The following is a 10,568-nucleotide window of genomic DNA, read 5'->3' on the forward strand; positions in this document are numbered from 1 at the left end:
CGGTGATAGCACTCACAGAAGGAGGCATGTCGTGGTGGCAGAAGTGGACCCGTCCGCCGTGGCCGACGTCGGAGAATGGCGCGACAAGAAGCGCTACCTGTGGCTGATGGGGCTGATCGCCCCGACCGCGCTGTTCGTGATGCTGCCGGTCGTGTGGGCGCTCAACAACGCCGGCTGGCACGCCGCGGCGCAGGTCCCGTTCTGGATCGGCCCGATCCTGCTGTACGTGCTGCTGCCGTTGCTCGACCTCAAGTTCGGCCCGGACGGACAGAACCCGCCGGACGAGGTCATGGAGCGGTTGGAGAACGACAGGTACTACCGGTACTGCACCTACGCCTACATCCCGTTCCAGTACGCCAGCGTGATCGTCGGGGCGTACCTGTTCACCGCGAGCGACCTGGGCTGGCTGGGCTTCGACGGCGGTCTGGGCTGGCCCGCCAAGATCGGCCTGGCGCTGTCGGTCGGCGTGCTCGGCGGGGTCGGCATCAACACCGCCCACGAACTCGGACACAAGAAGGACTCGCTCGAACGCTGGCTGTCCAAGATCACCTTGGCGCAGACCTGGTACGGGCACTTCTACATCGAGCACAACCGCGGCCACCACGTGCGTGTCGCCACGCCTGAGGATCCCGCATCCGCGCGCTTCGGCGAGACGTTCTGGGAGTTCCTGCCGCGCAGCGTGTGGGGGAGCCTGCGGTCGTCGTGGGAACTGGAGGCCAAGCGCCTGGAACGGGCGGGCAAGAGCAAGTGGCACTGGTCCAACGACGTCCTCAACGCGTGGGCGATGTCGGTGGTGTTCTACGGCGTGCTGATCGCGGTGTTCGGGTGGGGGCTGATCCCGTACATCGTCATCTCCGCGGTGTTCGGCTTCACGCTGCTGGAGACCGTGAACTACCTGGAGCACTACGGCCTGCTGCGGCAGAAGACGCCCAGTGGGCGCTACGAGCGGTGCTCGCCCCAGCACAGCTGGAACTCCGACCACATCGTCACCAACCTGTTCCTGTACCACCTGCAGCGGCACAGTGACCACCACGCCAACCCGACGCGTCGCTACCAGACGCTGCGCAGCATGGACGGCGCCCCGAACCTGCCCAGCGGTTACGCGTCGATGATCGCGCTGACGTACTTCCCGCCGCTGTGGCGCAAGGTCATGGACCACCGGGTGCTCGACCACTACGACGGTGACATCACCCGCGTCAACATCCACCCGCGCGTGCGCGAGAACGTGCTGGCCCGGTACGGCAGCCCCGAGGTTCGCGCATGAGCAGCTACCGCTGCCCCGTTTGCGACTACATCTACGACGAGGCGAAAGGTGCTGCGCGGGAAGGTTTTCCGCCCGGCACGGCGTGGGACGACGTTCCCGACGACTGGTGCTGCCCCGACTGCGGGGTCCGCGAGAAGATCGACTTCGAAGAAATGGGAGTGAAGCAGTGAGCGACTACCGGTTGTTCGTGTGCGTGCAGTGCGGTTTCGAGTACGACGAGGCCAAGGGCTGGCCCGAGGACGGCATCGCGCCGGGAACCCGCTGGGAGGACATTCCGGAGGACTGGAGTTGCCCGGACTGCGGTGCGGCGAAGTCGGACTTCGACATGGTCGAGGTGTCCCGGCCGTGACGGTGCTGTGATCCACGCCGTGACGGTGCTGTGATCCACGCCGTGACCCATGCGGTGGCCGGGGCGCAGTTCGGCGCCCCGGCGCGCGTGGTGCGAGGGCCCCTGACCGCGGAAAGCGATATTGTCGCGCGTGTGAGTCGTCCCCGCGCCAAGCAGCGCATGCCGTACGCAGAGGCGTCGCGCGTGCTGCTGCGCGATTCGATCCTGGACGGCATGCGCGATCTGCTGCTCACCCGGGACTGGTCGGCGATCACGCTGTCGCACGTGGCGCAGGCCGCGGGGGTCAGCAGGCAGACGATCTACAACGAGTTCGGCTCGCGGCAGGGCCTGGCCGAGGGCTACGCCATGCGTCTGGCCGACCGCCTGGTCGACGCGGTCGACGACGCGATCAACAACAACGTCGGCGACGTGTACGCGGCCTTCCTGGAAGGCTTTCGTGCGTTCTTCGCCGAGTCGGCGGCCGACCCGCTGGTGATCTCACTGCTCACCGGCGCGGCGAAGCCCGACCTGCTGCAGATCATCACCATCGGCAGCGGACCGATCATCACGCGGTGTTCGGAACGGCTGACCGCGACGTTCCAGAGCAGCTGGATCAAGGCCAGCGACGACGACGCGGGTGTGCTGGCCCGCGCGATCGTGCGCCTGGCGATGAGCTACGTCTCCATGCCGCCCGAAGCAGACCACGACGTGGCCGGTGACCTGGCCCGACTTATGTCTCCGTTCGCCGAACGATACGGTGTTATCGACACCCCATAGCTGTCAGAGCGCCACACGCCGTCCGAATGCCGTAGCGCCTGTCCCGCGAGCCCGCAGGCTTTGGGTTGTCGGCATGAGTGTGCACGCGGCCCCCCCGCGGCACACATTCATGCGTTCACAGGCAATGACGAACGAAAAAAGGGGCTCTTACATGACCGAACTCAAGGCCGATGTCCGCAACGGCATCGACTACAAGGTCGCCGATCTCTCGCTGGCCGACTTCGGCCGCAAGGAAATCCGCCTCGCCGAGCACGAGATGCCCGGCTTGATGGCGCTGCGCCGCGAATACCACGACGTGCAGCCGCTCAAGGGCGCACGCATCTCCGGCTCGCTGCACATGACCGTGCAGACCGCCGTGCTCATCGAGACCCTGGTGTCGCTCGGCGCCGAGGTCCGCTGGGCCTCCTGCAACATCTTCTCCACCCAGGACCATGCGGCGGCCGCAGTCGTCGTCGGCCCCAACGGCACCCCCGAGGAGCCCAAGGGTGTCTCGGTGTTCGCCTGGAAGGGCGAGACCCTGGAGGAGTACTGGTGGGCCGCTGAGCAGATGCTCACCTGGGATGGCGAGCCCGCCAACATGATCCTCGACGACGGCGGCGACGCCACCATGATGGTGCTGCGCGGCGCCCAGTACGAGAAGGCCGGTGTCGTGCCGCCCGCCGAGGACGACGATCCGGCGGAGTGGAAGGTGTTTCTCGGAGTGCTGCGCGAGCGCTTCGAGCAGGACAAGACCAAGTGGACGAAGATCGCCGAGTCGGTCAAGGGCGTCACCGAGGAGACCACCACCGGCGTGCTGCGGCTGTACCAGTTCGCCGCCGCGGGTGAGCTGGCGTTCCCCGCGATCAACGTCAACGACTCCGTCACCAAGAGCAAGTTCGACAACAAGTACGGCACGCGGCACTCGCTGATCGACGGCATCAACCGCGGCACCGACGTGCTCATCGGTGGCAAGAAGGTGCTGATCTGCGGTTACGGCGACGTCGGCAAGGGCTGCGCCGAGTCGCTGGCCGGCCAGGGCGCGCGCGTCTCGGTCACCGAGATCGACCCGATCAACGCCCTGCAGGCGCTCATGGACGGCTTCGACGTGCGCACCGTCGAGGAAGCGATCGGCGAGGCCGACATCGTGATCACCGCGACCGGCAACAAGGACATCATCACCCTCGACCACATGAAGGCGATGAAGAACCAGGCGATCCTGGGCAACATCGGCCACTTCGACAACGAGATCGACATGGCCGCCCTCGAGCGTTCGGGCGCCAAGAAGATCAACATCAAGCCGCAGGTCGACCAGTGGATCTTCGACGACGGCAAGTCGATCATCGTGCTGTCCGAGGGGCGTCTGCTCAACCTCGGCAACGCCACCGGTCACCCCTCGTTCGTGATGAGCAACAGCTTCTCCAACCAGGTGATCGCCCAGATCGAGCTGTGGACCAAGAACGACGAGTACGACAACGAGGTGTACCGCCTCGCCAAGCATCTCGACGAGAAGGTCGCCCGCATCCACGTCGAGGCGCTCGGCGGCACGCTGACCAAGCTCAGCAAGGACCAGGCCGAGTACATCGGCGTCGACGTCGAGGGCCCCTACAAGCCCGAGCACTACCGCTACTGATCTCCCGGTAGCCCGGACACGCGAAAGTCCCCGGAACCCTTGGGTTCCGGGGACTTTCGTGATCAGTGCCCGGTGTCGTCGTCGCCCCGGGTGGGGCTGTCGACGAGCACGCTGATCATGCCGTTGGGTTCCAGGTACGCGCGCCGTACCCGGTTCATGTCCTCGATGCCGTGCAACCTCAGGTGCGAGTAGATCTCGTCGCGGCTCATGAACTCACGCCGCATGACGTGGGTGTTGAGTTCTCCGTCGGCGATCAACAGCTTCGGCCGCGCCTTCGCGAGGCGGGCGAATCCCGGGAACCGGTAGGCAATGCCGTCGACCGCGACACTCCAGAACAGCACCGTCACGACCACCACGATGCCGTCGGTCAACGTCGCGTGCGCGGGGGAGAGCGCGGGTCCGGCGGCCTGCGCGACCAGCACGATGATCAGGACGTCGGTCAACCCGAGACCTCCGGACTCGCGTTGACCCACCGCACGGATCAGCACGAGAAGCACGAGAAACGTGACAGTACCGCGGACAACGCTTTCGGCCGGCGGCGCCGCCGGTACGAAGATCGACTCCCAATCGGGCATCATGCGCTCCATCCCACCGGTTCGGTTTGTCGGAGAACTACCCGGAGCGTGAGCGGCCAAACGGCGGCGTCAGCGCCGGCCCGGCGGCCGCGGCGCGTGCAGATCGAAACGCACGCCGACCATCCGGATCACGAAGCACACGGCCGCCGCGCTCAGTGCGGCCGCGGTGCCACGGTGGCCGAAGCTGTACCCGGCCGCGGCGATCCCCGCGGCGATCAACGCCGGGATGGCGTAGAGCTCACTGCGCAGCACCGTGGGGATGCGGCCGATCATCACGTCGCGGATCGTGCCGCCTCCCACGGCTGTGACGGTGCCGACGATCATCGCCTGCGGCACACCGAATCCCAGATCCAGTGCCTTGTAGGCCGCGAGCACCGCGAACACGCTGAGCCCGACGGCGTCGAGCACCGTGATGGTCATCGAGAGGCGGTCGAGCGTGCGGTTGAGGACGAACGCGATCAGACCTCCGCCCGCCGCGAGCGCGAGATACCGCCAGTCGACGAACGTGGCGGGCGGTAGCGCGTCGAGCAGGACGTCGCGGATCGTGCCGCCGCCGAGGCCGGTGAACATGCCGAGCGTGATCACGCCGAAGATGTCGAGCCGTTCGGCGCGCACAGCCGTCAGCGCACCGTTCAACGCGAACGCGAACGTACCCACCAGATCCAGGGTCAGCAGCAGCGGCGAGTCGATCGGCATGCCCTGAAGCTACCGGTCGTCACCTCTGGCCGGGTGTCCGGCGTCGAGCCGTTCGCGCTGGGGAATCACGACGTACTTGGGGTCTTGTGTCGACTGCACACCGGCCTCGAACACGCCGAACCGTTGCAGCGCACTGCCTGCGAGCAACGCTGCGCCCGACGCCGCGACCGCCCACCGGTTACGCCCCGACGCCACCGCGCCGACCGCGCCGCCGACCGTGAGGATCTCCGACCACTTGCGCAACGTGTGCGGCCTGCCGGTCGTGTAGGCCTCGCCCACCAGTCCGAGCCGGTGTTCCATCGTGCGCGACGCCGCCACCTCCAGCGCCGCGCCCGCCACCGCCATGCGGCGTGCCGGTCCGCTCTCGGACACCGGGGCCAGCAGCATGCCGAGGCCCGCACCGCTCGCGGCCGCGGACCCGGTGAAGATGAACGGTAGATAGGGGTGTGCCTCACGCCACGCCGGAACCGCGGTCTGCGACAACAACACCGCGGTGTACGAGGCGACGCCCGGTGCGACGGCGGCGGCCTCCAGCCCGGCGGGTCGCGCCGCGAAGTCCAGGAGCCGGCCGAGCCGGCTGCGGCGCAGGCGTTTCGGCATCAGCTCGGCCACCGCGGCGGCGCCCGCGCCAGGCCCGTAGCCGCTGAGGATCCAGGTGCCCATGCTCATCGGTGAGCTCGGCTTGGCGACGCGCAGCATGTGGTGGAACCGTTCGGGCCGCCCGAGATCGCCCACCAGGAAGTACATGCTGGCCAGCAGGCTCACGAGCGCGCCGACCCGGGACACCTTGCGCAGCTGTGGCCGTCCCGTCAGATCCGCACCGGCCGCCAACAGCGCCGAGCCCGCCGAGAGCCCACCGCTGAACAGGTACGCCGCGATCATCCAGTTCCACACCGGCGTCTTGAGGATCTGCCGTCCGTAGTACGAGCGGAATTCGGCTGGGGGAACGGCCATGTCGTCGCGCCCGCCGCGCCGGTGGCGCGTCTGGGCGTGCATGTCCGCGGCGCCGGCGTCGCTGGGCAACTCCCTCATGCGTCCTCCGTCGTGGCCTTTCGTCATGTTCGGTGCCCCACGAACGCCGACACCGCGATCCCGACCAGCGCGCCGGCCGCCATGCCTGCGTAGCGCCACATCGCCCCGGCGTCGCGGGTGGGGACCACGGGATCAGGTGGCAGGCCGTACACCTCGGGTTCGTCGAGCAGCAGGAAGAACGCACCGTCGCCGCCCACACCGTCGTTCGGGTCGTGCCCGTACAGCCGTGCCTCGGTGACGCCACGCTCGTGCAGTTCCTCGACACGTCGCGCCGCGCGTTCACGCAGTTCGTCGAGTACGCCGAACTGGATCGAGTCGGTGGGGCAGGCCTTCGCGCACGCGGGTTCCAGGCCGTCGTGCAGCCGGTCGTAGCACAAGGTGCATTTCCAGGCCCGTCCGTCGCCCTCGCGCCGTTCGATCACGCCGTACGGGCAGCCGGACACGCAGTATCCGCAGCCGTTGCAGATGTCCTGTTGCACAACCACGGTCGAGAACTCGGTGCGGAACAACGCGCCCGTCGGGCAGACGTCGAGGCAGCCGGCGTGCGTGCAGTGCTTGCACACGTCCGAGGCCATCAGCCACCGGAAGTCCTGCCGTGTCTCGGGTCCCGTGGCATCACCGGGACGCTCGAAGCCCGGCATGCCGAGATCCTCGGTGGTACGGCTGGGTTCAGGGGCGGGTTGTTCGATGAACGCGACGTGGCGCCACGAGTTGGCGCCGAGGTTGCCGGTGTTGTCGAACGACATGCCCAGCAGGTTGAACCCGTCGTCAGGCACACCGTTCCACTCCTTGCACGCGACCTCGCACGCCTTGCAGCCGATGCACACCGACGTATCGGTGAAAAACCCCACGCGTGGGGGATGCTCGTCGTCGTAACCGGCGTCGGTCGCAGGGTCTTCGAGCGGGCCGTAGAAGCTGTTGCGGCGGTTCTCGCTCATGGCGACTCCTCGGTGTGGTCCGGCGACTCCCGTGTGGTGTCCAACCGGGTACCCGTCTCGGGCGTGATCTGCGCGCGTTCCCGGTAGCCGCGCAGATAGCCCAGCAGTTGCGGCCCGCGCGGGCGCCGGCCCGGCTGGATGTCGCACGTCGCGACCTTGCTCTCCTGGATGAACACGTTGGGATCGGCGACGACGCCCAGCAGATCGTTGACCACGTCGCCGTCGACCAGGCCGACGCTGCCCCAGTGGTACGGCATCCAGATCTGGTGCACCACATGGTCTTCGACGCGCAGCGGGCGCATCCGGTCGGTCACGAACACGCGTGCGTCCACGGCGGCGCGGCTGGTGACGACGTGCGCCCACTCCATGTGCTCCAGGCCGCGCATCCGTGCGAGTTCGGGCGACACCTCGACGAACAGCGCGGGCTGCAACTCCGCAAGGTAGGGCAGTTGACGGCTCATGCCGCCCGCGGTGTGATGCTCGGTCAACCGGGCCGCGGTGAACACGAACGGGAACACCTCACCATGGGCGTCGGGCCACGACGGGTTCGACGGGTTGTCCTGGCGCCCATAGACTTTGCGCGCCGGGTTGGCCTGCTGGCGGTACAGCGGATTACGCACCGGTGACTCGTGTGGCTCGTAGTGCGTCGGCAACGGCCCGTCGGCCACGCCGCTCGGCGCGAACAGCCACGCCTTGCCGTCGGCCTGCATCACGAACGGGTCGTCGCCGCGCAGCGCCTCGACACCGACGGCGCTCGGCGACGGCCGGTAGTCGGGCGGCTTGGTCTTCTCGAAGTCAGGGACGTCGTACCCGGTCCACTCGCCCTTCTGCTCGTCCCACCACACGAGTTTCTTGCGCTCACTCCACGGACGGCCCTGCGGGTCGGCCGACGCCCGGTTGTAGAGCACCCGCCGGTTCATCGGCCAGGTCCAGCCCCACTCGTTGTCGTAGGGGCCCGTCTCGGTGTGCGGCGTGCGCCGCGCGGACTGGTTCACGTCGCCGGCGTAGACGCCGCTGTAGATCCAGCATCCGCACGCGGTGGTGCCATCGGCCTTGAGCGACAGGTAGTTGTCGACGGCCCGGTCGGTGGTGAGGTCGACGCCGTTGATGCGGCGCAGCACGTCCTCGCCCGAGGGCTCGTCGCCGTCCAGTTCGTAGTCCCACCACAGATCGAGCAGCGGGCGGTCGCGCTCATCGGTTGAGCCCGCGAGCTTTTCGCGCAGGATGCGGCCCAGGTGGTAGAAGAACCACAACTCGCTGCGCGCGTCGCCGGGCGGTTCGACGGCCTGCTCGCGCCACTGCAGCATGCGTTGGGTCTGCGTGAACGTGCCCGACTTCTCCACGTGCGAGGCCGCGGGGAACAGGAACACCTCGGTGCGGCAGGTCTGCGGAGTGATCTCGCCCGTCTCCACCTCGGGCCCGTCCTTCCAGAACGTGGCGCTCTCGATCTCGACGAGATCGCGCACCACCAGCCAGTCGAGATTCGCCATGCCCAACCGCTGCAGCCGGCCGTGCGCCGAACCGACGGCCGGGTTCTGGCCCAGCAGGAAGTAGCCGAACACCTTGCCGTCGACCATGTCCATCACCGTGCGGTACGTGCCGTGGTCGCCGTTGATGCGGGGGAGATAGTCGAAACAGAAGTCGTTGTCGGCGGTCGCGTTGTCGCCCCAGTATTCCTTGAGCAGCGACACCATGTAGGCATCTGCGTTGTGCCAGAAGCCTTTCTGGTTGGTGCTGATGATGTCGTCGAGGTAATCGGCCAGCGACTCCTGACCGGCGTGCGGCATCGCGAGGTAACCGGGCAGCAGATTGAACAGCGTCGGCACGTCCGTCGAACCCTGGATGCTGGCGTGGCCCCGCAACGCGAACACCCCGCCGCCGGGCCTGCCGATGTTGCCCAGCAGCAGCTGGATGATCGACCCGGCGCGGATGAACTGCGCGCCCAGTGTGTGCTGGGTCCATCCGACGCTGTACACCAGTGCCGTGGTGCGCTCGCGGTTGGAGTTCTCGGTCCACTTGCGGGCGATCTGGAGGAACTGTTCGGCGGGCACGCCGCACACGCGTTCGACCATCTCGGGGGTGTACCGCGCGTAGTGCCGCTTGAGGATCTGGTACACGCACCGGGGGTGCTGCAGCGTCGGGTCGTTCGGGATGTCGCCCGCCGCGCCCTCCACCGGCGGTCCGCCGGAACCGGACTGGTACGGCACCGACCGTTCCTTGGCGTCGGCGCCGTCCTCCTCGGCGTCGGTGCGTTCGTACTGCCAGGTCGACGAGTCGTACGACGCGGTGGCCTCGTCGTAGCCCGAGAACAGCCCGTCGAGGTCCTCAGCGTCCCGGAATTCTCTGTCGACGATGAACGACGCGTTGGTGTACGCGGTGACGTACTCCCGGAAGTCGAGTTCGTTGGACAGGATGTAGTTGATCACCCCACCGAGGAACGCGATGTCACTACCGGCGCGCAGCGGCACATGGCGGTCGGCCAGCGCGCTGGTGCGGGTGAATCGTGGGTCGATGTGCACGACCTCGGTGCCCCGCGACTTCGCCTCCATCACCCACTGGAACCCGACCGGATGGGCCTCGGCCATGTTGCTGCCCATGATGACGATGAAGTCGGAATTGACGAGGTCCTGCTGATAGTCCGTCGCCCCGCCGCGACCGAAGGAGGCTCCCAGACCGGGAACCGTGGCGCTGTGTCAAATACGCGCCTGGTTCTCGATCTGTAAGGCCCCCAGGGCGGTGAAGAGCTTCTTGATCAGGTAGTTCTCTTCGTTGTCCAGCGTCGCGCCGCCGAGGCTCGCGATGCCCATGGTGCGGCGCAACGTGTTCCGGTCCTTGTCGAACTGCTGCCAGCCCTTCTCGCGCGCGTCGAGGACACGCTCGGCGACCATCTGCATGGCCGTCTCGAGGTCGAGTTCCTGCCATTCGGTGGCATAGGGCGCGCGGTACTTGATCTTGGTGAGCCGCTGCGGTCCGGTGACCAGCTGCTTGCTCGCCGAGCCCTTCGGGCACAGCCGGCCCCGCGAGATGGGGCTGTCCGGGTTGCCTTCGATCTGGGTGACCTTGCCGTCTTTGACGTAGACCTTCTGCGCGCAGCCCACGGCGCAGAACGGGCACACCGAATGCGCGATGTGGTCGGCGTCGGCGGTCCGTGGTGTCAGGGTCAGCGAGCGCTTCGACTGCGCGGCCTTACCACGGCCCAGGGCGTCGGCACCGGTGATCTGCCGGTACACGGGCCACGACTCGATCAACTTGCGGAAGTCCATACCGTCCTCCTACCCATCTGCTGTCGATCAAACCATCGACGGCTGGATGCCGCCTGGCAGTTGCTGCACCTCTGCACCGCGAGAGG

The 10,568-nt window shown here is 67.5% G+C and carries 10 protein-coding genes; 5 read left to right on the forward strand and 5 right to left on the reverse strand.

The window, feature by feature from the left end:
• The first annotated feature begins 31 nt into the window (after positions 1 to 31).
• The 5 genes from AT701_RS09420 (at position 32) to ahcY (ending at position 3,978) form a co-directional block, all read left to right on the forward strand.
• Positions 32 to 1,264: an alkane 1-monooxygenase gene (locus tag AT701_RS09420; protein WP_011727945.1), complete on the forward strand. Its 1,233-nt coding sequence runs from the start codon at positions 32 to 34 to the stop codon at positions 1,262 to 1,264.
• Positions 1,261 to 1,434 carry a rubredoxin gene (locus AT701_RS09425; protein ID WP_003893232.1) on the forward strand — a complete coding sequence of 58 codons (174 nt, stop codon included), beginning with the start codon at positions 1,261 to 1,263 and terminating at the stop codon, positions 1,432 to 1,434. Before AT701_RS09420 ends, AT701_RS09425 begins: the two co-directional genes overlap by 4 nt.
• Positions 1,431 to 1,613 (forward strand): rubredoxin, encoded by a 183-nt coding sequence (locus AT701_RS09430; RefSeq protein WP_003893233.1) that lies wholly within the window; start codon positions 1,431 to 1,433, stop codon positions 1,611 to 1,613. The genes AT701_RS09425 and AT701_RS09430 overlap by 4 nt, the downstream gene beginning before the upstream one ends.
• Positions 1,614 to 1,745: 132 nt before the next feature.
• Complete coding sequence (gene alkX / locus AT701_RS09435) at positions 1,746 to 2,369, forward strand: TetR family transcriptional regulator AlkX (RefSeq protein WP_029104226.1); 624 nt, start codon at positions 1,746 to 1,748, stop codon at positions 2,367 to 2,369.
• 151 nt (positions 2,370 to 2,520) lie between these two features.
• Complete coding sequence (gene ahcY / locus AT701_RS09440) at positions 2,521 to 3,978, forward strand: adenosylhomocysteinase (RefSeq protein WP_003893235.1); 1,458 nt, start codon at positions 2,521 to 2,523, stop codon at positions 3,976 to 3,978.
• A 62-nt stretch (positions 3,979 to 4,040) separates the two neighbouring features.
• Here ahcY and AT701_RS09445 read toward each other — a convergent pair whose 3' ends face one another.
• The 5 genes from AT701_RS09445 to fdh all read right to left on the reverse strand — a co-directional run bounded on the left by AT701_RS09445 (position 4,041) and on the right by fdh (position 10,482).
• The gene (locus AT701_RS09445; RefSeq protein ID WP_162139530.1) at positions 4,041 to 4,556 is read right to left on the reverse strand and encodes a DUF421 domain-containing protein; all 516 of its coding nucleotides are present in this window, start codon (positions 4,554 to 4,556) and stop codon (positions 4,041 to 4,043) included.
• Positions 4,557 to 4,622: 66 nt separating this feature from the next.
• A complete protein-coding gene (locus tag AT701_RS09450; RefSeq protein WP_003893237.1) occupies positions 4,623 to 5,249 on the reverse strand; it encodes a trimeric intracellular cation channel family protein in 627 nt (208 codons plus the stop codon).
• Positions 5,250 to 5,258: 9 nt separating this feature from the next.
• On the reverse strand, positions 5,259 to 6,281 hold the full coding sequence (gene nrfD, locus AT701_RS09455) for an NrfD/PsrC family molybdoenzyme membrane anchor subunit (RefSeq protein ID WP_011727950.1): 1,023 nt from the start codon (positions 6,279 to 6,281) through the stop codon (positions 5,259 to 5,261).
• A gap of 23 nt (positions 6,282 to 6,304) precedes the next feature.
• On the reverse strand, positions 6,305 to 7,219 hold the full coding sequence (locus tag AT701_RS09460; RefSeq protein WP_058125711.1) for a 4Fe-4S dicluster domain-containing protein: 915 nt from the start codon (positions 7,217 to 7,219) through the stop codon (positions 6,305 to 6,307).
• A complete protein-coding gene (fdh, locus tag AT701_RS09465) occupies positions 7,216 to 10,482 on the reverse strand; it encodes a formate dehydrogenase (RefSeq protein ID WP_157892530.1) in 3,267 nt (1,088 codons plus the stop codon). The genes AT701_RS09460 and fdh overlap by 4 nt, the downstream gene beginning before the upstream one ends.
• Positions 10,483 to 10,568: the final 86 nt, after the last annotated feature.

This window comes from Mycolicibacterium smegmatis, from assembly GCF_001457595.1.
GTDB lineage: Bacteria > Actinomycetota > Actinomycetes > Mycobacteriales > Mycobacteriaceae > Mycobacterium > Mycobacterium smegmatis.